Origin of the sequence: Teichococcus vastitatis (genome assembly GCF_003604215.1) — a bacterium.
GTDB lineage: Bacteria > Pseudomonadota > Alphaproteobacteria > Acetobacterales > Acetobacteraceae > Pseudoroseomonas > Pseudoroseomonas vastitatis.
The window spans coordinates 112299-135374 of record NZ_QXGS01000003.1 but is presented as its reverse complement, the minus strand read 5'-3'; the positions used below and the strand labels follow the sequence as shown (position 1 = coordinate 135374).

Annotated in this window: 21 protein-coding genes; 9 read left to right on the top strand and 12 right to left on the bottom strand. The window is 68.4% G+C overall.

What is annotated here, in order from left to right; all coding sequences use genetic code 11:
• Nucleotides 1-11: 11 nt before the first annotated feature.
• On the bottom strand, nucleotides 12-1301 hold the full coding sequence (locus D2K64_RS06705; protein ID WP_238384057.1) for an NCS2 family permease: 1290 nt from the start codon (nucleotides 1299-1301) through the stop codon (nucleotides 12-14).
• A gap of 221 nt (nucleotides 1302-1522) precedes the next feature.
• On the opposite strand from D2K64_RS06705, the gene D2K64_RS06700 reads away from it, so the two are divergent.
• Genes D2K64_RS06700 through D2K64_RS06685 form a run of 4 tightly spaced genes read left to right on the top strand, consistent with a single transcriptional unit; the run spans nucleotide 1523 to nucleotide 5015 of the window.
• Entirely contained in the window at nucleotides 1523-2359 is an 837-nt protein-coding gene (locus D2K64_RS06700) for a transporter substrate-binding domain-containing protein (protein ID WP_120007459.1), read from the top strand.
• 13 nt (nucleotides 2360-2372) lie between these two features.
• Nucleotides 2373-3074: an amino acid ABC transporter permease gene (locus D2K64_RS06695; protein WP_456316369.1), complete on the top strand. Its 702-nt coding sequence runs from the start codon at nucleotides 2373-2375 to the stop codon at nucleotides 3072-3074.
• 11 nt (nucleotides 3075-3085) lie between these two features.
• Nucleotides 3086-3856, top strand: coding sequence for an amino acid ABC transporter ATP-binding protein (locus D2K64_RS06690; protein WP_120007457.1), 771 nt, complete (start codon nucleotides 3086-3088; stop codon nucleotides 3854-3856).
• Between the two features lie 4 nt (nucleotides 3857-3860).
• Entirely contained in the window at nucleotides 3861-5015 is a 1155-nt protein-coding gene (locus D2K64_RS06685) for an enolase C-terminal domain-like protein (protein WP_238384056.1), read from the top strand.
• A 97-nt stretch (nucleotides 5016-5112) separates the two neighbouring features.
• On the opposite strand, the gene glnA is transcribed toward D2K64_RS06685, so the two are convergent.
• Together glnA and D2K64_RS06675 are read right to left on the bottom strand one after the other, a co-directional pair.
• Nucleotides 5113-6549 carry a type I glutamate--ammonia ligase gene (gene glnA / locus D2K64_RS06680; RefSeq protein WP_120007456.1) on the bottom strand — a complete coding sequence of 479 codons (1437 nt, stop codon included), beginning with the start codon at nucleotides 6547-6549 and terminating at the stop codon, nucleotides 5113-5115.
• Nucleotides 6550-6722: 173 nt separating this feature from the next.
• Nucleotides 6723-7061, bottom strand: coding sequence for a P-II family nitrogen regulator (locus tag D2K64_RS06675; protein ID WP_120007455.1), 339 nt, complete (start codon nucleotides 7059-7061; stop codon nucleotides 6723-6725).
• A 401-nt stretch (nucleotides 7062-7462) separates the two neighbouring features.
• Here D2K64_RS06675 and D2K64_RS06670 point away from each other — a divergent pair, with 401 nt between their 5' ends.
• Nucleotides 7463-8656 carry an aminotransferase gene (locus tag D2K64_RS06670; protein ID WP_120007454.1) on the top strand — a complete coding sequence of 398 codons (1194 nt, stop codon included), beginning with the start codon at nucleotides 7463-7465 and terminating at the stop codon, nucleotides 8654-8656.
• A 154-nt stretch (nucleotides 8657-8810) separates the two neighbouring features.
• On the top strand, nucleotides 8811-9080 hold the full coding sequence (locus D2K64_RS06665) for an HU family DNA-binding protein (RefSeq protein WP_120007453.1): 270 nt from the start codon (nucleotides 8811-8813) through the stop codon (nucleotides 9078-9080).
• Between the two features lie 49 nt (nucleotides 9081-9129).
• Here the strand turns inward: D2K64_RS06665 and D2K64_RS06660 are convergent, their stop codons facing one another.
• Together D2K64_RS06660 and D2K64_RS06655 are read right to left on the bottom strand one after the other, a co-directional pair.
• Nucleotides 9130-10128 carry a Bug family tripartite tricarboxylate transporter substrate binding protein gene (locus D2K64_RS06660; RefSeq protein ID WP_120007452.1) on the bottom strand — a complete coding sequence of 333 codons (999 nt, stop codon included), beginning with the start codon at nucleotides 10126-10128 and terminating at the stop codon, nucleotides 9130-9132.
• 82 nt (nucleotides 10129-10210) lie between these two features.
• Nucleotides 10211-10927 carry a ribonuclease activity regulator RraA gene (locus D2K64_RS06655; RefSeq protein ID WP_120007650.1) on the bottom strand — a complete coding sequence of 239 codons (717 nt, stop codon included), beginning with the start codon at nucleotides 10925-10927 and terminating at the stop codon, nucleotides 10211-10213.
• Nucleotides 10928-11026: 99 nt separating this feature from the next.
• Between D2K64_RS06655 and D2K64_RS06650 the strand changes: the two genes are divergently transcribed.
• Entirely contained in the window at nucleotides 11027-11932 is a 906-nt protein-coding gene (locus tag D2K64_RS06650; RefSeq protein ID WP_120007451.1) for a LysR family transcriptional regulator, read from the top strand.
• A gap of 24 nt (nucleotides 11933-11956) precedes the next feature.
• Here D2K64_RS06650 and ydiJ read toward each other — a convergent pair whose 3' ends face one another.
• Both ydiJ and D2K64_RS06640 read right to left on the bottom strand, forming a co-directional pair.
• Complete coding sequence (ydiJ, locus tag D2K64_RS06645) at nucleotides 11957-15016, bottom strand: D-2-hydroxyglutarate dehydrogenase YdiJ (protein WP_120007450.1); 3060 nt, start codon at nucleotides 15014-15016, stop codon at nucleotides 11957-11959.
• Between the two features lie 25 nt (nucleotides 15017-15041).
• Nucleotides 15042-15842, bottom strand: a complete 801-nt coding sequence (locus D2K64_RS06640; protein WP_120007449.1) for an enoyl-CoA hydratase/isomerase family protein — start codon at nucleotides 15840-15842, stop codon at nucleotides 15042-15044.
• Nucleotides 15843-16020: 178 nt separating this feature from the next.
• Between D2K64_RS06640 and D2K64_RS06635 the strand changes: the two genes are divergently transcribed.
• On the top strand, nucleotides 16021-17013 hold the full coding sequence (locus D2K64_RS06635) for an ABC transporter substrate-binding protein (protein WP_120007448.1): 993 nt from the start codon (nucleotides 16021-16023) through the stop codon (nucleotides 17011-17013).
• A 76-nt stretch (nucleotides 17014-17089) separates the two neighbouring features.
• Nucleotides 17090-18706, top strand: coding sequence for an ABC transporter permease (locus D2K64_RS06630; protein ID WP_120007447.1), 1617 nt, complete (start codon nucleotides 17090-17092; stop codon nucleotides 18704-18706).
• A gap of 60 nt (nucleotides 18707-18766) precedes the next feature.
• Here D2K64_RS06630 and phoB read toward each other — a convergent pair whose 3' ends face one another.
• From phoB to pstC, 5 genes are read right to left on the bottom strand one after another with little or no spacing between them, the layout of a single operon-like run.
• On the bottom strand, nucleotides 18767-19480 hold the full coding sequence (phoB, locus tag D2K64_RS06625; RefSeq protein WP_120007446.1) for a phosphate regulon transcriptional regulator PhoB: 714 nt from the start codon (nucleotides 19478-19480) through the stop codon (nucleotides 18767-18769).
• A gap of 19 nt (nucleotides 19481-19499) precedes the next feature.
• The gene (gene phoU / locus D2K64_RS06620) at nucleotides 19500-20213 is read right to left on the bottom strand and encodes a phosphate signaling complex protein PhoU (RefSeq protein ID WP_120007649.1); all 714 of its coding nucleotides are present in this window, start codon (nucleotides 20211-20213) and stop codon (nucleotides 19500-19502) included.
• A gap of 18 nt (nucleotides 20214-20231) precedes the next feature.
• Nucleotides 20232-21068, bottom strand: coding sequence for a phosphate ABC transporter ATP-binding protein PstB (gene pstB / locus D2K64_RS06615; RefSeq protein ID WP_238384055.1), 837 nt, complete (start codon nucleotides 21066-21068; stop codon nucleotides 20232-20234).
• Nucleotides 21069-21076: 8 nt separating this feature from the next.
• Entirely contained in the window at nucleotides 21077-21967 is an 891-nt protein-coding gene (pstA, locus tag D2K64_RS06610) for a phosphate ABC transporter permease PstA (protein ID WP_120007445.1), read from the bottom strand.
• An 8-nt stretch (nucleotides 21968-21975) separates the two neighbouring features.
• Nucleotides 21976-22983: a phosphate ABC transporter permease subunit PstC gene (pstC, locus tag D2K64_RS06605; RefSeq protein WP_370764486.1), complete on the bottom strand. Its 1008-nt coding sequence runs from the start codon at nucleotides 22981-22983 to the stop codon at nucleotides 21976-21978.
• Nucleotides 22984-23076: the final 93 nt, after the last annotated feature.

Below are 23076 nucleotides of genomic sequence, written 5' to 3'. Positions count from 1 at the left end.
CGCCCCTTTCCTCAACTCTGCAACCAGAACTTCACCGCCGAGGCCGCGGCGATGACCCAGACCGCACCGCCCACCGAGCTGGCGCGGCCCGCCACCACCTTCACCAGCGCATAGGCGATGAAGCCGAGGCCGATGCCGGTTGCGATGGAGAAGGTGAAGGGCATGGCCAGCGCCGTCACGATGGCGGGCAGGTACTCGGTCGTATCCTCCCACTCGATGTCGCGCAGGCTCTGCGCCATCAGGCAGGCCACCAGCACCAGGGCCGGCGCCGTGGCGAAGCCGGGGATCGAGGTGGCCAGGGGGGCCAGGAACAGCGTCAGCAGGAACAGCACCGCCACGGTCAGCGCCGTCAGGCCGGTGCGGCCGCCCGCCTGCACCCCGGCGGCGCTCTCGATGTAGGACACGGTGGTGGAGGTGCCGAGCACGGCACCGATCATGGCGCCGCCCGAATCCGCCATCAACGCCCGCCCGAGCCGCGGCACCGAGCCGTCCTTGCGCATCAGGCCGGCGCGGTGGGTCGTGGCGATCAGCGTGCCGGCATTGTCGAGCAGGTCGACGATGAAAAAGGTGAACACGATGCCGAGGAGTCCGAGCCCGATGGCTCCGGCCAGATCCATCTGCAGAAAGGTCGGGGCCAGCGAGGGCGGCATCGAGAAGATGCCGTTGAACTGCGTCAGGCCGAAGGGCAGGCCGAGCAGCGCCGTCACCAGAATGCCGATCACGATGCCGCCGGTGACGCCGCGCGCCACCAGCCCCGCCGTCAGCACGAAGCCGATGCAGGACAGCAGCGTCGCGGTGTCCTTCAGCGAACCGAGCGACACCAGCGTCGCCGGGTTGTCCACCACCAGCCCCATGCCCCGCAGGCCGATCAGCCCGAGAAAGAAGCCGATGCCAGCGGCGATGCCGAGCTTCAGCGAGATCGGGATGGAGTTGATCAACCACTCTCGGAAGCCGGCGATCGACACGGCGAAGAAGATCACGCCCGACAGGAACACGGCGCCCAGCGCAACCTGCCAGGGCACGCCCATGGCACCGACCACGGCGAAGGCGAAATACGCGTTCAGCCCCATGCCCGGCGCCAGCGCCACCGGATAGTTCGCCAGCAATCCCATCAGGGCGGAGCCGATCGCGGCCGCGAGACAGGTGGCGACGAAAGCAGCGCCCTGGTCCATGCCGGCGGCGGCCATGATTCCCGGATTGACTACCACGATGTAGGCCATGGTGAGAAAGGTGGCGAGGCCGGCCAGCATCTCCCGTCGCGGGTTCGTGCCGCGCTCGGTGAGGCCAAAGAATCGGTCCAAGGCAGCGCTCCCTGCAGTTGCTGTGATGCAACAAGAGTAGGATCGGCCCGCCTGTTCCAGCAATCGGCATCGAACCGCCACATGGCTTCCCGCTGTCCGGCGGAAGCGTCTATGAAGACGGCGTGCCGCGGCCATGGCTGTGCCCGGTGTCGGCACCGACGCGGATCGGGTGCAGCGCATCGCGGTTCAGTCGCCGTCCCGCAGAGCAGGAGATCAGGACCATGGTGTCACGCCGCATGATGGGAACCGCCGCCGGCCTCGCGCTGGCCATGGCGGCCACCGCACATCCCGCCGCCGCCCAGGCGCCCGCCGGCGAGACGACCTTTGACCGCATCCGCCGCACCAAGAAGCTGCGCAGCGCGGCCGTGGTGGGTGCCGCGCCGTACTACCACAAGGATCTCGCCTCCGGTCAGTGGCGCGGCTTCTATGTGGATCTCGTCCGCATGCTGGCGGAGGAATTGGAAGCCGAGCTGGAACTGACCGAGACCACCTGGGGCAACGCGGTCCTCGATCTGCAATCCAACAAGATCGACATCTTCTTCGGTCTGAACCCGACGCCGAAGCGCGCCCTGGTGGTGGATTTCTCGGTGCCCTGCTTCAACAACGCCTTCTCCTTCCTGGCCAAGAAGGGCTTTCAGCCGAAAAGCTGGGACGAATTGAACAAGCCGGAGGTGAAGCTCGCCGTTGATACCGGATCCTCGCACGACCAGGTGGTGACGCGGCTGCTGCCCAAGGCCACCGTGTCGCGCTTCAAAAGCGCCGACGAGGCGACGATGGCGGTGCAGGCCGGGCGCGTCGATGCGCAGTGCCTGGTGATGATGCTGTCGCTGGTGGCGAAGAAGAAGATGCCGAACACCGAGATCGTGGTGCCAACCCCGGTCTTCGCCACCACATCCAACGCCGGCTTCCGGCGGGAAGCCGACAAGACCTGGCGCGACTACGTCAACACCTGGATCGAGTTCAACAAGGGACTGGGCGCGGTGCGCTCGGCCATCGTGTCCAACATGGACCTCGTCGGCATCACCGAGGCCGACTTTCCGCCGGGCATCACGCTCTGACCTGAACCGGCGCGTGGCGGGTCGCCACGTGCCACCTGCCGGACCGCACCGCATGTATCAATGGGATTTCGGTATTCTCTGGGGATACCGCTGGCTGTTCGTGAACGGCCTGTGGGTGACGCTGGCCTTCACCGCCGCCATCGTGCTGCTGGGCCTCGCGGTCGGGCTGTTCTCGGGGCTGCTGCGGCTCTCGCGCTTCGCTCCGCTGCGTTGGCTCAGCCAAGCCTATGTCGAGGTGTTCCGCTGCACGCCGATCCTGGTGCAGCTGGTGTGGTTCTATTACGCGCTGCCGATCCTGGCCGGCATCGAGATGATGGCCACCACCGCCGCGGTGCTGGCATTGTCCCTGTATGGCGGCGCCTTCTATTCCGAGATCATCCGCGGCGGCATCAACTCGATCGAGGCGGGGCAGAGCGAGGCGGCGCTGGCGCTGGGCATGACGCCGAATCAGGCGATGCGCCGCATCGTGCTGCCGCAGGCGCTGAAGCGGATGGTGCCGCCGCTGATGAACCAATCCATTATCCAGTTGAAGAACACCTCGCTGGTCTCGGTGCTGGCAGTGCCCGATCTGCTCTACCAGGGGCAAGCTGCGGCGCATGACAGCTACCGGCCGCTGGAGATCTACACCCTGATCGCAGTGATCTACTTCGTGGTGCTGTTTCCGCTGACACTGCTGGTTGGCCGGCTGGAACGCCGGCTGGCGCGCGCGGATTGAGGAGGACGGCGATGAGCGACACCATGATCGAGGTTGCCGGCCTGCAGAAGCGCTTCGGCGACAACACCGTGCTGCGCAGCATCGATCTGCGGGTCGCCCGCGGCGAGGTGGTGGCGCTGATCGGCCCCTCGGGCTCCGGCAAGTCGACCCTGCTGCGCTGCCTGAACCTTCTGGTGGTGCCGGATGGCGGCACCGTGCGGATGGGTGAGCGGCGTTTCGATTTCGGCGGCGGCGACGCCCTGCCCGGCACCGGCGCCCTGGCGAAGTTCCGCGCGACCACCGGTATGGTGTTTCAGCAATTCAACCTGTTTCCGCACCGGACGGCGCTGCAGAACGTGATGGAAGGGCCGCTGACGGTGCGCCGCATGGCGAAGCCGCAGGCCGAGGCATTGGCGCGCGAATTGCTCGACAAGGTGGGGCTGTCCGACAAGGCGGAGCAGTATCCGTCACGCCTGTCGGGCGGGCAGAAGCAGCGCGTCGCCATCGCGCGCGCCCTGGCCATGCAGCCCGAGATGATGCTGTTCGACGAAGCGACCAGTGCGCTGGACCCCGAGCTGGTGGGCGAGGTGCTGGGGGTCATGCAGTCGCTCGCCGCCGAGGGCATGACCATGGTGATCGTGACGCATGAGATCGCCTTTGCCCGCGAGGTCGCGGATCGCGTCGTCTTCCTGCGCGACGGCGTTATCGTCGAGGACGGCCCGGCGCGGCAGGTGATCGACACCCCACGGCAGGACGCGACGCGGGCCTTCCTGTCCCACTTCCACCGCCAGCGCGAAGGCTGAACCTATGCAGGTGTCCATCGCCGCGCCGATGCGCGCGCCCGTCATCGGCCGCATGCGCGTCATGCTGGTGGAGAGCCCGATCAGGATGCCCCGCGCCCAGGGCGTGGGCGCAGTGAAGGGCAGCGTCAAGCGGGTGCTGCTGCAGCTGACCACGCGCGAGGGCATCGTGGGCTGGGGCGAGGCCGCGCCCTGGGAAGTGTTCACCGGAACGCCGGAAGCTGCCTTCGCGGCGCTCGACACCTATCTGCGCCCGCTGGTCGTGGGCGCAGATGCGCGCCGCCTGCGCACGCTGATGGCGTCCATGGACCGGGTCCTGGTCGGCCATCCGGAGAGCAAGGTGGCGGTGGAGATGGCGCTGCTCGATATTCTCGGGCAGTCCACCGGGCTGAGCGTGGCCGATCTGCTGGGCGGGCGGGTGCGCGACGCGATCCCCCTCTCCTTCTCCATCGCCGATCCGGATTTCGCGGCGGACATGGCCCGCATGCGGGCCATGGTTCCGGCCGGGCACCGCGTGTTCAAGGTGAAGACCGGGGTGAAGCCGCATCGCGAGGACATGGCGCACCTGGAGGCCATCCGTGATGCCTTCGGCGACACGATCGACCTGCGGCTGGACTACAATCAGGCGCTGGAACCCTTCCGCGCCATGACGGTGCTGCGCGACGTGGACCGCTTCCGTCCCACCTTCATCGAGCAGCCGGTGCCGCGCCGCCACCTCGACGCCATGGCCGGCTTCGCGGCTGCGCTGGATACTCCGGTTCTGGCCGATGAGAGCTGCTTCGATGCCACGGACCTGCTGGAAGTGATCCGGCGGCAGGCGGCCGATGCCATCAGTGTGAAGCTGATGAAATGCGGCGGGCTGCTGAAGGCACAGGCGATGATGGCGATCGCCGACACGGCCGGGCTGCCCGGCTATGGCGGCACGCTGTGGGAGGGCGGCATCGCGCTGGCTGCCGGCACGCAGTTGATCGCGGCCACGCCCGGCATCTCGCTCGGCTGCGAGTTCTACATGCCGCACCACGTCCTGACCGAGGATGTGCTGGAAGAGCGCATCGCCAACCACGATGGGGCGGTAGTGGTGCCGGAGGTGCCGGGGCTCGGCATCCGCATCAGCGAAGCCTCGCTGAAAGCCGGCGCGAAGCATCTGGCCGAGGCCGGATAGGACAACGCCGGTCCGAGGGGCGAAGCCGGGCTCCCGCGGCCGAACAAGAAAGGCCAGGAACGTTGCCGCTCCTGGCCCTGCCGTGATCGCCCGCCGATCAGACGGAGTAGTACATCTCGAACTCGACCGGGTGCGGCGTGTGCTCGAAGCGGTACACGTCCTGCCACTTCAGCTCGATGTAGCTCTCAATCTGGTCCTGGCTGAACACGTCGCCCGCCAGCAGGAACTCGTGGTCGGCGGCCAGCGCCTCCAGGGCCTCGCGCAGCGAGCCGCACACCGTCGGGATGCCCTTCAGTTCTTCCGGCGGCAGGTCGTACAGATCCTTGTCCATGGCTTCGCCCGGATGGATCTTGTTCTTGATGCCGTCCAGACCCGCCATCAGCATGGCGGCGAAGGCCAGATACGGGTTGGCGGTCGGGTCGGGGAAGCGGACCTCAACGCGCTTGGCCTTCGGATTCGTGGCATAGGGAATGCGGCAGGAGGCCGAGCGGTTGCGGGCCGAATAGGCCAGCAGCACCGGCGCCTCGAAGCCTGGGATCAGACGCTTGTAGGAATTGGTCGAGGGGTTGGTGAAGGCGTTCAGCGCCTTAGCGTGCTTGATGATGCCGCCAATGTAATACAGCGCCTCATTCGACAGATCGGCATAGCCATTGCCGGCGAAGACCGGCTTGCCGCCCTTCCAGATCGACTGGTGCACATGCATGCCCGAGCCGTTGTCGCCATAGATCGGCTTCGGCATGAAGGTCGCGGTCTTGCCGTAGCTGTGCGCGACATTGTGGATCACATACTTATAGATCTGCATGTGATCGGCATGCTGCACCAGGGGCCCGAAGCGGGTGCCCAGCTCGTGCTGCGACTGCGCCACCTCATGATGGTGCTTCTCGCCGGCCACGCCCATCTCGATCATGGTGGACAGCATCTCGGCGCGCAGGTCGACTTCGCTGTCGACCGGGTTCACCGGGAAGTAGCCGCCCTTGACCACCGGGCGATGGCCCATATTGCCCTCGGGGTAGTCCTTCAGGCTGGCGCCCGGGCCCTCGATGCTGTCGAGCTGGTAGATGCCGTAATTGCCGCCGGTGCCAAACTTCACGTTGTCGAAGATGAAGAACTCGGCCTCGGCGCCGAACAGCGCGGCGTCACCGATGCCGGTGGAGGCGACATAGGCCTCGGCCTTCTTGGCGGTGGAGCGCGGGTCGCGCGAATAGGCCTGGCCGGTGGAAGGCTCGATGATGTCGCAGATCAGGATCAGCTGCGGCTTCGCGGCGAACGGGTCCATGCACGCGGAGGACGCGTCCGGCATCAGGATCATGTCGGATTCGTTGATCGCCTTCCAGCCGGCGATCGAGGATCCGTCGAACATGATGCCGTCCGTGAACATCTCCTCCTCGACGGTGGAAACGTGCTGGGCGGTGTGCTGCCACTTGCCCTTCGGATCCGTGAAACGGAAATCCACGTATTCGACGCTGTTCTCCTTGATCATTTCCATGACCTTGGAAACCGCGTTGGGCGCTGCGGCTGCGGGCTTCTTCGCCATCGTGTGTGGTCCTGTTCCCTAACGACACTCAGTATCCATCGTCACGGCACCGGGGCCTGCCCCTGCCACCGTGGCGGCTGCGGAATGGCGGAGTTCACGCCATCCCAGGGGCCGCGCCCGTGCGAGCCGCACACCCGGCTGGGCGGCGGCGGCAGAAATTCCTGGGGCTGCGGTCAGACCGCGTCCTCGCCGCGCTCGCCGGTGCGGATGCGGATCACCTCCTGCACGTCGGAGACGAAGATCTTGCCGTCGCCGATGCGCCCGGTACGGGCGGCAGCCTGGATGGCCTCGATGGCGCGCTCGGCCAAGTCATCGGCGCAAACCACCTCGATCTTTACCTTGGGCAGGAAGTCGACCACGTATTCGGCGCCGCGATACAGCTCGGTATGGCCCTTCTGGCGGCCGAAGCCCTTGGCCTCCACCACGGTCAGTCCCTGCAGCCCGATCTCGTGCAGCGCATCCTTCACCTCGTCGAGCTTGAAGGGCTTGATGATCGCCTCGATCTTCTTCATCGGCTCCGTTTACGGCCCCCATTCCGGAGCGGCATTGCCGCCGCGGGATGCGTCCCGTCCTTCCTTCCTCCCGGGTTCTCCGCCCCGGATGCCGCACCCGGCCGTGACCGTCTCGGGCGTCAGGGCGGCTCGGTTGCTGTGTCGCATGCCGTGGGGCGGCCGGGCAATGGGATGCCGCGCGGTTTTTCCCGGCTCCGGACAAGCTGGCGCCCGCGGCGAAGGCAGGCTGCCTTCTTAAAAGGCAGCCATGCGGTGGTTGCGGTTGCATCGGCGCCGCCTCCCCCGCATGATCGTGCTGCGCCCGGGGCCGGGGCGGGGGTGCAATGCGCCCCGGAGCAGCGGGCCGCGCCATGCCCCGCCTCTGCCGCGGGGCCCATCACGGGACCGGTCCGAAGCCCATCATGAAGCCGCAGAACGATTTGCTCTCCGCCACCGGCACCACGGTGTTCACGGTCATGTCGGCGCTCGCCATGCAGCACGGCGCCATCAATCTCGGCCAGGGCTTCCCCGATTACGAGGGGCCCGAGGACGTGGTGCGCGCCGCCGCCGACGCGCTGCTCGACAACCGCAACCAATACCCGCCGCTGACCGGCCTGCCGGAGCTGCGCCGCGCCGTGGCCGGGATCAACCAGCGGTTCTACGGCCTGACCGTGGACCCGGACGCCGAGGTGATCGTCACCTCCGGCGCCACCGAGGCGATCACCGCCTCGCTGATGGCGGTGCTGAATCCGGGTGACGAGGTGGTGGTGCTGGAGCCGCTCTACGACACCTACCTGCCGGTGGTGAGGCTGCTCGGCGCGGTGCCGCGGCTGGTGCGGCTGACACCGCCGAAGTGGGAGCTGCCGCGCGCCGAACTAGCCGCCGCCTTCGGTCCGAAAACCAAGGCGATCCTGCTCAATACGCCCATGAACCCGGCCGGCAAGGTCTTCACCGCCGCGGAGCTGGCCTTCATCGCCGAGCTGTGCCAGCGCCACGACACCTATGCCGTGTGCGACGAGGTGTACGAGCACCTGACGTTCGACGGCTGGAAGCACATCCCGCTGATGACACTGCCCGGCATGCGCGAGCGCTGCCTGCGAATCGGCTCGGCCGGCAAGACCTTCAGCCTCACTGGCTGGAAGGTCGGCTATGTCACCTGCGACCGTGCTGTGGCACCCAACGTCGCCAAGGCGCACCAGAACCTCACCTTCACCACGCCGCCCAATCTGCAGCGGGCCGTGGCGGTCGGCCTGGAGAAGGACGATGCTTACTTCGCCACGCTGTCCGAGGATCTGCAGGACAAGCGCGATTTTCTGGCGAATGGACTGACGGAACTCGGCTTCGCCATGCTGCCATGCCAGGGCAGCTACTTCGTTACTGCCGACGTCACGCCGCTCGGCTTTGCCGGGGATGACGTGGCGTTTTGCCGGCACCTGACGGAAGTGGCCAAGGTCACGGCCATCCCGGTGTCAGCCTTCTACGCCGGTCCCGATGCGCCGCGCCACTTCGTCCGCTTCGCCTTCTGCAAGCGCGTGGAGGTGCTGCGCGAGGCCCTGGAGCGGCTTCGCGCCTGGAAGGCTTCGCACAAACCGGCCCGGCTGGCTCAGGCGGGCTGAGGGGAAGCGCCGGCACGGCCGGCGCTTCTGCCTTTTTGCTGCCACAGTGCGGCCGAACATTCCGCACGGCCAAGGCAAGGATCGTCGGGCAGCACAGCATCGAAAACGATCGCGTGCCAAAGGTTCAGCAGAGGCAAAGCGGGTCAGAGACACAATGTCCAAGGCTTTCATCACCCAGGTCATCCAGGATTCGACCGGCTGCACGGGCGTCGCCGCGAATCGTGCCGCTGGCGAACTGATTTCGTCCATTGTCGAGGAAATGAAAAAACATGGCGGCTTCACCCTGCCGAGCTTCGGCACATTCTCCGTGCGCAAAACCAAGGCGCGCAAAGCGATGAACCCGCGCACGGGCGAGCCAGTGAAGGTCAAGGCCAGCAAGACCGTGCGCTTCAAGCCGTCGCCCAACCTGCGCAAATCCGTCTGAACGGATCGCGCGGCGCCGCTCGCCGGGAAGCGACGCCGCGCCGTAGTGCCTATTGATCGCGCCAGGGCTTGCGCGACCACATCTCCTGCAGCCGTGCATCGAGGCCCAGCACGGCCTTGCGGTACTCCTCCCCCACCATCGGTTTCAACGGCAGTTGCGCTTTCCGGGCATCGGCCTGGAACTGCGGATCGGCCAGCGCCGCGCCGAAGGCGCTCAGCAGCGCCTGCCGCACCTCGGCTGGCATGCCCGGCGGTCCGACGATGCCGCGCTGCGCCCCGGCCACGACCGCGACGCCCTGCTCGGTCAGCGTGGCGATTTCCGGCAGCGCCGGATCGCGTTGCGCGCCCGCCTGGGCTAGGCAGCGGAAGCGGCCGTCGCGAAACCCGGGATTGCCTTCGCTGACGTTGAAGCAGCCGACATCGAGGTGGCCGCCCAGCACTGCGGTCTGCAACGGCGCAGCACCGTTGAACGGCACGTGGCTGAACTTGGCGCCGGGCACCGCCTGCTCCAGTTCCAGCATCAGGAGGTGGTCGTCGGAGCCGATGCCGGTGGTGCCGAGGCTCAACCCGCCGGACGTGGTCTTGGCTCGCTGCAGCAGGTCACCGAGGTCGCGGATGGGTGAATCCTGCTTCACCCACAACCCGCCCGGATCGTCCACCACATTGGCCAGGTAGTCGAACTCGGCCACTCGGTATCGCACCGGCCGTTCGTAAGGAATGGTCATCATCGCCGGTGACGTCACGGCGCACAGCGTGTAGCCGTCCGGACGGGCGGTGAAGGCGTATTCCATGCCGATCTGGCTGCCGGCGCCAGGGCGGTTCTCGACAATGAAGGTGCTGTTCGGCAGGTGGCGCTGCGCCGCCTGCGCCATCAGCCGGGCCATCTGATCCACGCCACCACCCGGCGGGAACGGCACCACCACGGTGATTGGCCGCTCCGGCCAAGCCGATGCGGCCCGGGCGTTCCGGACCAAGCCGGGGCGCCCGAGGGCCGCGAAGGCTCCCAGGGCCGCCGTACCCACGATCAAGCCGCGACGGTTCACTGTCATCTTCCTTGTCTCCCTTGGTTCTCTGGCGCCCTCGCCGGCCCGCCCCTCTTGGGTGGAGGCGTGGCCGTCGCGGCGGATCAGCTCACTTGCGGCGGCTGGCCTCGTAGCGGGCCTTGTTCTCCGCATTCGGCGGATATAGGCCGGGCAAGGCGGCCCCAGCCTCGACTTCCGACATGATCCAGCTTTCCATCGCCTCCTGCTCGGTGGCGAGTTCCACCACGGCGGCCAGCAACGCCTGCGGGATCAGCACCGCGCCGTCGTCATCCACCACCACCACGTCGTTGGGGAACACCGCGACGCCGCCGCAGCCCACCGGCTCCTGCCAGTTCACGAAGGTCAGCCCCGCCACGGAAGGCGGCGCCGCCGCGCCCTGGCACCACACCGGCAGGCCGGTGCCGATCACCCCGGAGGCGTCCCGCATCACCCCATCGGTGACCAGCGCCGCGACCTGCCGCTTCGCCATGCGCGCGCACAGGATGTCGCCGAAGATGCCGGCATCGGTGACGCCCATGGCATCGGCCACGACGATCACGTTCTCCGGCATCGCCTCGATGGCGGAGCGGGTGGAGATCGGGTTCGACCAGGATTCCGGCGTCGCCAGATCCTCGCGCGCCGGCACGAAGCGGAGCGTGAAAGCACGCCCGACGAGGCGCGGCTGGCCCGGCTTCAACGGACGAGTGCCGCGCATCCACACATTGCGCAGCCCCTTCTTCAAAAGCACGGTGGTCAGCGTCGCGGTGGAGATGCCGGACAGCACCTCCACCACCTTGGGATCAAGCGGCTGAACGTCGACGGGCATGGCAGGGCCTTCCTTGTTCGTCATGGAACCTCATCCTGCGCCACCGGAGAGGGATCGGAAAACCCTTCCTTTCCTGCTTTCATTCGATAGGTTTTCCTTATGGATACCCGCTTCCTGGAAAGCTTCGTCGCGGTGGTGGAGGAAGGCTCCATCGCCGCCGCCGCCCGCCGCCTGCACCTGACTCCCGCGGCCCTGGCCCAGCGCATCCAGACGCTGGAAGCCGAACTCGGCGCCCCCCTGCTGCAGCGGGCCGGCCGCGCCGTGGTGCCGGCCGAAGCCGGCCTCGCCATCCTGCCGCGTGCCCGCCTCCTGCTGCGGGACCTGCGGGACCTGCGCGACAGCGCCTCCGAGAGCGGTGTCTCGGGCGAGCTGCGCCTCGGCGCGATCGCCACCGGGCTGACGGGGTTGCTGCCGGGGCTGCTGGCCGCCGTGGCGGCGCGCCTGCCGCAGCTGGAGGTGCATGTCTCGCCCGGCATCTCCTCCGACCTCTATGGGCGGGTGGTGGCGGGAGAGCTGGACATCGCGCTGATCGTGCAGCCGGAATTTGCCCTGCCCAAAGGCTGCGACTGGCGCCTGCTGCGAGAGGAACCGCTGATCGCCCTGGTCCCCGCTTCGCTGGGTGGCCAGGACCCGCATGCCCTGCTGAGCCGGGAGCCGTTTATCCGCTATGACCGCCAGCAATGGGGCGGGCGGCTGGCCGATCGTTATCTGCGCGAGGCGCGTCTCCGCCCGCGCGAACGCTTCGAGCTGGACGCGCTGGACGCCATCGCGGTGATGGTGGATCGCGGCCTGGGCGTGTCACTGGTGCCCGACTGGGCGCCGCCCTGGCCGGCCGGGCTGTCGCTGCTGAAGCTGCCCCTGCCGCTGCAGGTTCCCCCGCGCCGCGTCGGCTTGGTCTGGACGCGCAACCCCGCGCGGGCCCGCATCGTGCGGGCGTTCCTGGATCCGTCGATCGCCGCGTCACGGCCCGGGATCGCCGGGGCCGGCAACACTGTCGAAGCCTGAGAGCGCGCTGGCCGCAAGGTGGCGTCAGGCGAGTTCGCGTTCCCGCGCCGCCGGCACCGGGGCCTCCCGCAGCCGCAGAAGCAGCGCCTGCACCGGGTGCGGCAGCGTGATGCCATCGAAGCGTTTCACCTGGGACCGGCAGGAATAGCCGCTGACCAGCAGCCGCTCGCCCTCTCGGGCCACATGCGGTTTCCAGCTCAGGCCGTAGAGCTTCTCCGACAGGTCGCGATGCTCCGCCTCGTGTCCGAAGGTGCCGGCCATGCCGCAGCAGCCGGAAGCCAGCACCGCCAGCGGCGCCCCCAGATGCGCGAACACGGCCTGCCAGTCCTTCACCGAGGACGCGGCATTGGTGCGCTCCGTGCAATGCGGCAACAGGGAGAAGCCCGGGCCCGCGGCACGGGCCGGGATCAGGTGCAGCCGCTTGGCCAGCCATTCCTGCGGCAGCAGCACCGGCGCCACCTCGCCCCGCACAGCGTCGCGATATTCGCCGCGATAGGTCAGGGTGATGGATGGATCAACGCCCACCAGCCCGATGCCGCTACGGGCGAGATCGCGCAGCATCGCCGCGTTGCGCTCCGCCTGCCGGCCGAAACGCGCCAGGAAGCCATGCACGTGCAGCGGCTTGCCATTGGGACGGAACGGCGCGATCCAGGGCGTGAATCCCATCAGCCGCAACGCCTCGGCCAAGTCCAGCACCAGCGCCGTTTCGAAATGGCTGGTGAAGGCGTCCTGCACGATGACGACATGGCGCTCTCGCTCCGCCTCCGGCACGGCCGAAAGGACCTCGGGCGTGGCCCGGCCGAAGCCGCGCCGGTTTGCCTCGGCCATCAACTCGGTACCGGAGAACAGCGGCGCGTCCACCAGCCCGACCCGCGCCGCCAGGGCGCGCCCAACACCACTGCCCATCACCGCATTGGCCAGCTTCGGCATCCTGGCGCCCAGCGGCAGCATCACCTCCAGCTGGCCGATCAGGTGATCCTTGAGCGGCCGCAGGTAGCGGCCATGGTAGAGTTCCAGGAACTTCGCGCGGAAGGTCGGCACATCCACCTTGATCGGGCATTGGCCGGAGCAGGACTTGCAGGCGAGGCAGCCATCCATGGCTTCCTTCACCTCATGGGAGAAATCCGGCTCGCCGCGGCGCCAGGCCAGGCTGTTGCGGATGCGCCCGGCCAGGCCGGAGAGCGGCGAGGCGGCGCGCAGCCGCCGGGCTTCGGCGGCCGGATCGACGCCCTGTGCCGAGAGTTGCCGCAGCCATTCGCGGAACAGCATGGCGCGGCCCTTGGGCGAGTGCCGGCGGTCCCCGGTGCCCTTGTAGGAAGGGCACATCGCATCCTGGGGATCGTAGTTGAAGCAGGCGCCGTTGCCATTGCAGTGCAGCGCTTCCTCATAGGCGGCGCGCACGCCGGCCGGCACGGTGCGATCCAGCTGGCCACGCATCGGCACGGCATCGATGGCCAGCAACGCTTCGCCATCCGGCGCCGCGATCTTGCCGGGATTGAGCTGGTTGCGCGGATCGAAAGCCGCCTTCAGCGCCTGCAGCGACGGGTAGAGCGGACCGAACACCTCCGGCACGTATTCCGAGCGCACCCCCTTGCCGTGCTCGCCCCAGAGCAGGCCGTTGTACTTCCGGGTCAGCGCGAACACCTCGTCGGAGATGGCGCGGATGCGCGCCTCGGCGCCCTCCTCCTTCATGTCGATGGCCGGGCGCACGTGAAGCACCCCGGCATCGACGTGGCCGAACATGCCGTATTCGAGGCCGCGCCGGTCCAGCGCCGCGCGGAACTCGGCAATGAAATCGGCCAGGTTCTCGGGTGGAACGGCGGCGTCCTCGACAAAGGCGATCGGCCGCTTCTGGCCCTGCATGTTGCCGAGCAGGCCGACGCCGCGCTTGCGCATGCCCTGGATGCGCTCGCCCGCCGCGTCCCATGCCAGGGTGTAGCCGCGGCGGCCGGACTGCTTTCCTTCCGCCGCCAGCCGCGCCTCCACCGGTGCCAGCTTGGCGCGCACCTCATCCTCGCTGTTGCCGACGAATTCGATCAGGTTGATGCCGGCGGCGACACCCTCCGGGTCGTCGGGGAAGAACTCCTTGATGCCTTCCCAGACGATATCGCCGCGTGCCAGTTCCAGCACCTTGCTGTCCACCGTCTCCACCGAGGCGGCGCCGAGCGCCATCAGAACCTGCGCATCCCGCAGCGCCGCGTCGAAGGAGCCGTAGCGCAAATTCACCAGGGCGCTGCGCTTCGGAATCGGCAGCACGCGGATCTTGGCCTCGGCGATCATCGCCAGCGTGCCTTCGGAGCCGCACAGCACCGAGTTCAGGTCGAAGCGGCCCTGCTCGTCCCGCAGGTGCGCGAGGTCATAGCCGGTCAGGCAGCGGTTCAGCTTGGGAAAGCGCTCGGCGATCAGCCCCGCCTGCTCGCGGGCGATGCCGTCGGCGACGCGGTGGATGGCGCCCACCATGTCCTGCCGCCGGGTCACCGCGGACAGCTCCGCGTCATCCATCGGCGCGGAGGTCCACACCGTGCCGTCGAGCAGCACGGCCGTCAGCTCCAGCACGTGGTCGCGCGTCTTGCCGTAAAGGCAGGAGCCCTGGCCGCAGGCATCGGTGGAAATCATCCCCCCCATCGTCGCGCGGTTGCTGGTGGAACATTCCGGCGCGAAGAACAGCCCGAGCGGCTTCAGCGCTGCGTTCAGCGCGTCCTTCACCACGCCCGGCTCGACGCGGACCCAGCCTTCCGCCTCGTTGATCTCCAGGATCCGGTTCATGTGGCGGGACATGTCCACCACCACGCCATCCGTCAGCGACTGGCCATTGGTGCCGGTGCCGCCGCCACGCGGGGCAAAATGCACGCCATGGAAGCGCGGATCGGCCGAAACCCTGGCGATCCGCACCAGATCCTCCACCGTGCGCGGGAAGCACACCGCCTGCGGCCAGCGCTGATAGATCGAGTTGTCGGTCGCCATCAGCGTCCGGTCATCATCCCGCGCCGTGAGGTCGCCCGAGAAGCCGCGCAGCCGCAGCTCCTCCAGAAAGGAAATAGCGGGCGTGGCCGGAGGCTGGAGGCCGGCAAGGCGCGGAATCATCGGGCGGGCGGTCTTTCGGTTGCGCTCAGCGCCCCTTCCACTGGGGCGGCCGCTTGTTCAGGAAGGCATCCATGCCTTCGCGGAAATCCTCGCTCATGTAGCACATCAGCACGAGATCCTCGCCCTCCTCGGCCGAAATCTTCTGGCCCAGGCGGCGGATCGCCTCCTTGGTGGCGCGCAGCGTCAGCGGCGCGTTTCCGGCGATGGTGCGGGCCACCTCCAGCGCCCGGGCCTGTAGGTCGCCGCCCTCGGGCACCACCTCGTGCAGCAGTCCGGCCTGGAGGGCTTCCTCGGCACCGATCAGGCGGGCGGTGAAGATCATCTCCTTGGCACGGGACGGGCCCACCAGCGACACGAGCCGGGAAAACGACGCCATGGACAGGATGTTGCCCAGGGTCTTGGCGATCGGAAAGCCGTAGCGCGAATGGGCGGACGCGATGCGGATGTCGGACACCGCGGCAATGGCGCCGCCGCCGCCGGTGCAGGCGCCGTTGATGGCGGCGACCACGGGCTTCGGGCACGCCTCGATGGCGGACAGGATCTTGCTGATCCGGGCCTCGTATTCGATGGCGTCCTGCGGTGTCTTGAAGGCGCGGAACTGGTTGATGTCCGTGCCGGCCGCGAACGCCTTGTCGCCGGCACCCGTCAGGATGATGGCGCGGACTTCGGGATCCTCTCCGGCCTGCCCGCAGAATTCACCGAGCCGCTCATACATGGAGAAGGTGAAGGCGTTGCGGGCCTGTGGGCGGTTAAAGGTCACGCGGGCGATCCCGCCTTCCAGCCGTTCGAACAGGATCTCGTCCTGGGTGTCCACCTTGGCGTCCATGATTCATCCTTCCCGGTCTTGCAGGGTTCAAGCCGCCCCGTCCCGGTCTTACGGATGCGCTGGGAGGCTGTAAACTGGGTGCCGCAAGGCCGGGGTTCATGGAAAGTTCATCCAGCCCCCCTGCCCCTTCGCCGCCGCTCCAGCTAGGGGAGGCCGACCCTTGGCTGAGGACCACCCGATGCGGCGCGCAAGCTTTCTGCTTCTTGGCCTTTCCCTGCTGGCAGCCCCTCTTGCCGGCACCGCTGCGCAGGCCGAGCCCGCAGGCAGGCTGGTGCTTTATACCAGCCAGCTGGAGCCGGATGCCGCCCGCACAGTGGAGCTGTTCCGCCAGAAGCATCCGCAGGTCCAGGTGGAGTGGATCCGCGGCGGCACCAACCAGATCATGCCGCGGCTGCGGGCCGAGATCGCCGCCGGCGCGCCGCGGGCCGACCTGCTGCTGCTGGCCGACAGCCTGACCTTCGAGGGGCTGAAGAAGGAGGGATTGCTGCGCCCGAGCCCGGAGGTGCAGACCGGCAACATCCCCGCCGCGCTTCAGGACCCCGACCGCACCTATTTCGGCACCAAGCTGCTGACCACCGGCATCGTCATGAACACCCGCGCGCCGTTCACGCCGACGGGCTGGGCCGACCTGCTGCGGCCCGAGGCGCGCAACATGACCGCCATGCCGTCTCCTTCCGTGTCCGGCGCGGCGGCCATCCATGTGCAGGCGGTGGCGCAGGCGCCCGGCCTGGGCTGGAGTTACTGGGAGAAGCTGGCCGGCGCCGGGCTGCAGCCGCGTGGCGGCAACGGCGCGGTGATGCAGGCGGTGGCCGGCGGCGAGCGCGCCTTCGGCATCGTGGTCGACTACATGCCGATCCGCGAGGCGGCCAAGGGCGCCCCGGTGAAGTTCATCTTCCCCGAGGAAGGCGCCAGCGCCATCACCGAGCCCGTGGCGATCCTGAAGACCACCCTGAATCCGGAAGCGGCCGCCGCCTTCGTGTCCTTCCTGCTGTCCCGCGACGGCCAGCAGCTGGCATCAAGCCAGGGCTTCCTGCCCGCCGACCCCGAAGTGGCCCCGCCCGCGGGGTTCCCGGACCCCAAGAGCATCAAGCTGCTGCCCTTCGACGCCGCGCGGGCCGCCGCCAACGGTGAGCAGGATCTGCGACGCTTCAACCAGCTTGTCGGCCAGTAATCTCCTCGCGCCGCGCGCGGTTCCCGGTCCGCCCCCGCCGAAGCAGCGCCGCCGCGCCGGACGACACCCGCCCCTGATGGCCCTGGTGGCGGTGTTGTGGCTCGCCGCCATCGGTCTGGCCCCAGCCCTGCGCCTGCTGGCGGAGGCGCTCGGCCCCGCCTTCGCGCCCATGCTGCAGGATCCCGGGATCTGGCGCGCCGCTTGGCGCAGCCTGCTGGTGGCGTCCGGCGCCACGCTGCTGGCCACGCTGATCGGCGCCGCGCAGGCCGGATTGCTGCTGCTGCGCGCGGTGCCGGGACGCGGCCTGTGGATCTTCCTGAGCATCCTGCCGTTGCTGGTGCCGCCGCAGATCCTGGCCTTGGCCTTTACCCAGATGGGCGGCCCCTCCTCACCCCTGCTGATCTCCCTCGGCCTGGCCCCGCCGCTCGGCAGCGCCAATCCGTTCCACGGTCCCGGCGGCATGATGCTGTTGCTAGGAATCCAGGGGGCGCCGCTGGTGTTCCTGGCCATCGCCGCGCTGGTGCGCCGCGTGCCGGGCGAGTTGCTGGCCGCGGCGCGCGGCCTCGGCGCCTCGCCCGCCGAGGCGCTGCGCCAGGTGGTATGGCCTCTGCTGCTGCCCGGCGTGATGGCCGGCGCCGGTCTTGCCTTCGTGGCGGCGCTGGGCAATTTCGGGATCGCTGCCATGCTGGGTATCCCCGGCCGCTATACGCTGCTGACCGTGCTGATCTGGCAGCGCCTGTCGGCCACCGGACCTGCGGCGCTGTCTCAGGTCGCGGCACTGTCGCTGCTGCTGGCGGCGGTTGCGCTGCCGGGATTGCTGGCGCAGTTCCTGGCAGCCCGTCGCGCGGGATGGCGCGGCGGACGGGCCTTTGAGCCGCTGGCGGCCACCGCATGGTCCCGCCTCGCCATGGTTCCCCTCGGTGTCTACCTCGTGCTGGTGCTCCTCCTGCCGCTGTTGGCGCTGCTTGCCTCGGCCCTGGTGCCGGCCATGGGCATGCCGGTCACGACGGCCACGGCCACCCTGCGGCATTTCGCCGCCACCGTGGCACCGGGTGCCCACACTCTGTCCGCTTTCGGCAATTCCCTGCTGCTCTCCGGCGGAGCGGCATTGCTGCTGGGCGCGGCGGCCCTGCCGGTGGCGCTGGCGCTGCGCTACCGCCTCGTGCGCTGGGCCACGCTCGGGGTGGACCTGCCCTATGCGCTGCCGGGCGCCTGCACCGCGGTGTCGGTGATCCTGCTGGTGCTGGGCCTGCCGGGCGGCGGTGCCGTGTACGGCACCATCGGCCTGATCCTGTTCGCTTACCTCGCGCGTTTCCAGGCGCTGGCCCTGCGCCCGGTGGCGGCCGCCGCCAGCCGGCTCGATCCGGCGCTGGAGGACGCGGCCCGCGGCATGGGAGCCGGGCCGCTGCGGCGGCTGGTCGCCGTGCACCTGCCGCCACTGGCCCCGGCCCTCGGCGCTGGCGCGATCCTGGTGATGTTGCTGGCGGTGAACGAGGTCACGGTCAGCAGCCTGCTGCATGGTCCCGGCACCCAGACGCTGGGCGTTCTGGTGTTTAACCTGCAGGATGGCGGCCAGTCGCCCCAAGCCGCCGCGGTGTCCTGCCTGTCGCTGCTGCTGGTGATCGGATTGATCGGCACGGCCACGCTGCTGGGGCGGAAGCTGCCGGCCGGGACGCTGCCCTGGCGTCCATGAGGACGGGCCGGAGATCGCTCCCCGGCCCGTCCCCGGCGCGCAACGATGACGAAGGCTGCCTCAGTGCTGCTCCAGGTCGAGCGCATAGCCGGCGCTGCGCACGGTGCGGATGATGTCGATCTCGGTTTCGGCATTCACCGCCTTGCGCAGGCGCCGGATATGAACGTCCACCGTCCGCGGCTCGACATGGATGTCGCGGCCCCACACGGCGTCCAGCAGCTGCTCGCGCGAGAAGACGCGGCCCGGATGCTGCAGGAAGAACTCCAGCAGCCGGTATTCGGTGGGGCCCAGATGCAGCGGCCGGCCGGCACGGGTGACGCGGTGCGCATCCTGGTCCATCGACACGTCGTGCCAAGCCAGCGTGCCCTTGGTGGCGACGCCGCCGGAGCGGCGCAGCAGCGCCCGGATGCGCGCCAGCAGCGCATCCATCACGAAGGGCTTGGCGATGTAGTCGTCCGCGCCGGTGTCCAACGCCCGCACGGCATCCTGGTCCTCGGTGCGGGCCGTGACCATGATGATCGGCATGTCGCGCGTGTCGGGACGGCGGCGCAGCTGGCGGCACACCTCCAGGCCGGACAGCGCCGGCAGCATCCAGTCCAGCAGCACCAGGTCGGGCGGCGCCTCGGCCACGCGCATCAGCGCTTCCTGGCCATCGGCCGCCTCGTCGACGCGAAAGCCCTGCTTCTCCAGATTGTAGCGCAGCAGGGTCAGCAGCGGTGCTTCGTCCTCCACCACCAGGATGGTGGGGCGCGACATGCCGTTCAGCTCGGCCATTGGATGGCTCCTTCCGCGCTCAGACCGGAGGGCGGACAACGGTGTATGCGGAAGCATCGGATTTCGGCCGGTCCTCGGGCAGCATGTGGCCGAGAACGGCGTAGTGCACCGTTTCGGCGATGTTGGTGGCATGGTCGCCGATGCGCTCGAAATTCTTGGCGATGAACAGCAGATGGGTGGCCGCGGTGATGTTGCGCGGGTCCTCCATCATGTGCGTCAGCATCTCACGGAAGATGCCGTTGTAGATGTCGTCGACCGGCGCGTCGGCCGCCCAGACGCGCTCGGCGGCCACGGCGTCTTCCTTCACCAGCGCGTCGATTGCGTCCTTTAGGTTCTCCTGCACCAGCCTGGCCATCCACTGGAAACCGTTCAGGCTGCCGATCTGCGGCTGCTGCGACACCACGATGGCGCGCTTGGCGGCGTTGCGCGCGTAATCGCCGATGCGCTCGATGTCGGTCGACACCTTCATCGCCGCCACGATCAGCCTGAGATCCGCCGCCATGGGCTGGCGCAGCGCCAGCAGCCGGACGCAGAAATTCTCGATCTCTGTTTCCAGCGCGTCGATCTCGCCATCACGGCCGACCACGGCCGTGGCCATCTCGGTGTCGCGGCGGATCAGGGCGGTGGCGGCGTCGGCCACCTGGCGCTCGGCCAGACCGCCCATGCGCGCGACCAGCTCGCGCAGCCGCTTCAGCTGCTCCTCATAGGAGCGGACAATGTGCTCGCCGGGCATCTTTCCCGTCTCCATGGATCAGCCGAACCGGCCTGTGATGTATTCCTGGGTGCGCTTCTGCTTGGGGGCCGTGAACATCTGCTCGGCCGGCGCCACCTCCACCAGCTCGCCCAGGTAGAAGAAGGCAACCTGGTCGGCGCAGCGTGCCGCCTGCTGCATGTTGTGGGTGACGATGGCGATGGTGAAGTCACGCTTCAGCTCGTCGATCAGCTCCTCGATGCGGAGGGTGCTGATCGGGTCGAGCGCCGAGGTCGGCTCGTCCAGCAGGATGACTTCCGGCCGCACCGCGATGGTGCGGGCAATGCACAGGCGCTGCTGCTGACCGCCCGACAGGCCCATGGCGGAGCTGTTCAGCCGGTCCTTCACCTCGCCCCAGATGGCGGCGCGGGTCAGCGCCCACTCGACGCGCTCGTCCATCTGCGACTTGGACAGCTTCTCGTGCAGCCGGATGCCGAAGGCGATGTTCTCATAGATGGTCATCGGGAACGGCGTGGGCTTCTGGAACACCATGCCGATGCGCGAGCGCAGGGCGTTGATGTCGGTGCTGTCGTCCAGGATGTTCTGGCCATCCATCAGCACCTGCCCGGTGGCCCTCTGGCCCGGATACAGGCTGTACATGCGGTTCAACACCCGCAGCAGCGTCGACTTGCCGCAGCCGGACGGGCCGATCATGCCGGTCACCTGGCGTTCCGGCAGGTCGAAATCGAGGTTCTTCAAGGCCTTGTTGCTGCCGTAGAAGAAATCCAGCCCGCGCACCGCAATCCGCGGCTCGTTCAGCGCGGCGTTGGAGCGGGCGTGCAGCCCGGCCTGCTGCGGCGCGGCGGATGCGTTGGCCTTGGTCATGGAATCACCCATGGTGAACCTCACTTCCTGCCGCGCAGCAGGCTGCGCGCGACGATGTTGAGCCCGAGCACGCCGAGCGTGATGATCAGGGCGCCGGCCCAGGCCAGCGCGATCCAGTCAGGATAGGGCGAGCCGGCATAGGAATAGATGGTGATGGGCAGGCTGGACATCGGCGCGCCCAGGCTGAGCGACCAGTTGAGGTTGCCAAGCGAGGTGAACAGCAGCGGCGCCGTCTCGCCCGCCACCCGCGCCACCGCCAGCAACACGCCGGTGACGATGCCGGAGGCCGCGGCGCGCCAGCAGACCAGCGTGATCATTTTCCATTTCGGCGCGCCAAGAGCAATCACCGCCTCGCGCAGCGTGTCGGGCAGCAGACGCAGCATGTCCTCCGTGGTGCGAACCACCACCGGGATGACAATGATCGCCAGCGCCGCGCAGCCGGCCCAGCCGGAGAAGCCGCCCATCGGCACCACCAGCGACTGGTACACGAACAGGCCGATCAGGATGGAGGGGGCGGAGAGCAGGATGTCGGACACGAAGCGGACCGCGTTCGCCAGGGGCGATGACTTGGCGTATTCCGCCAGGTAGGTCCCCACCAGCAGGCCGATCGGCGTGCCGATCAGCGTGCCGATGCTGGTCTGGATCAGGCTGCCGATGATCGGATTCAGCAGGCCGCCATCGGAACCGGGCGGCTTGGTGACGTCGGTGAAGACGCGCAGGGAGATCGCCGAGCCGCCGTTCCAGACCAGGGTGCCGAGGATCGACAGCAGCAGCAGCAGGCCGATGGCGGTGGCCGCGTAGCAAGCGACCTTGATCACCGTGGTCGTGGCACGCCGGCGGCGGCCCAGCGCCGCGGCGACGCGAAGATCCTTGGCCGGGCCGGAGGCGGGATGGAGGGTGGTCGCGCTCATGAAACGGGTCAGCCCTTCAGCCGCTGGCGCAGCAGCAGGCGCGAGATGGAGAGCACGATGAATGAAATGACAAACAGGATGAAGCCGAGGCCGAGCAGGGCCGACAGCTTGAGGCTGCCCATCGTGGCTTCGCCGAACTCCAGCGCCACCACCGAGGCGATGGTGTTGCCCGGACCGAACAGGCTGGTCGAGATGCGGTTGGCGTTGCCGATCACGAAGGTCACCGCCATGGTCTCGCCCAGCGCGCGGCCGAGGCCCAGCATGATGCCGCCCACCACGGATACCCGCGTATAGGGAAGCACAACGTTGCGCACCACCTCCCACTGGGTGCAGCCGAGGCCGTAGGCACTTTCCTTGAACACCGGCGGCACGGTCAGGAAGACGTCGCGCATGGTGGCGGCGATGAAGGGCAGCACCATGATCGCCAGGATCAGGGCGGCGGTCAGGATGCCTGTGCCGAAGGGCGGGCCGGCGAACAGCTCGCCGATCACGGGAAGCGTGCCGATCGTGTCGATGATCAAGGGCTGCAGGTGCATCGACATGAATGGCACGATCAGGAAGAAGCCCCACATGCCATAGATGATCGAAGGCACGGCCGCCAGCAGTTCGATCGCGGTGCCCACCGGGCGCCGCAGCCATTCGGGCGCCAGCTCGGTCAGGTAGAAGGCGATGCCGAAGGCGACGGGCACCGCGATCACCAGGGCGAGCACGGCCGTGACCACCGTGCCGTAGATGGAAACGCCGGCGCCGAACACTTCCTGCACCGGGTCCCAATCCGTGCCGGTGACGAAGCCCAAACCGAAGGCGCGGAAGGCATCGAGCCCGCCCAGGAACAACTGCAGGATGATGGCGCCGAGCAGCAGCAGGACGAACACGCCCGCGGCACGGCACGCGCCGGCGAAGATCGCGTCGCCCAGGACGCCGGAACTGCTGCCCCGCCGGATGGCACCGCTTGCGGATCCGCCGGGCTCAGGCCCACGGGACGCGTCGGCAGAAAGGGAAACGGCCTGCTGCAAGGTCACACTCCTTGATCCGCCCGGGATCCTGGCGGGGCGGACAAAACGGGCGGCGCCTTTCGGCCCGCCCGCTTGCCCGTGGCGTCAGCTTTG